Origin of the sequence: Mesorhizobium sp. M1A.T.Ca.IN.004.03.1.1 (assembly GCF_003997555.1) — a bacterium.
In the GTDB taxonomy this organism is placed as follows: domain Bacteria; phylum Pseudomonadota; class Alphaproteobacteria; order Rhizobiales; family Rhizobiaceae; genus Mesorhizobium.
Genome location: NZ_RZTV01001087.1, coordinates 1 through 235 on the forward strand (window position 1 = coordinate 1; position 235 = coordinate 235).

At 64.7% G+C, this 235-nt stretch carries 1 pseudogene; it reads right to left on the reverse strand.

Annotation, left to right across the window (positions count from 1 at the left end):
- Window positions 1-235: pseudogene (locus tag EOD29_RS35030) on the reverse strand (NAD(P)-dependent oxidoreductase); the annotation flags it as partial.

Below are 235 nucleotides of genomic sequence, written 5' to 3' on the forward strand. Positions count from 1 at the left end.
GCTCGTCGTGGTAGCCCTTGGAGCCGACATCGAGCGCCAGTGGGCTTCGCCATTCGCGATGCTCCCGCAGGCAGTCGAGCACGAAGCGGAAATCATAACGCGGCTGCCAGCCAAGTTCCCGTCTTGCGCGTTCGTTGACGTAGACGCGGTCGAGCGTCGGGAACATCTTCCAGCCGCGTTCGGCATAGAGGGCGTTCGCACCTGGAAACAGCCGCTCGACGACAGCGGGCGCGTC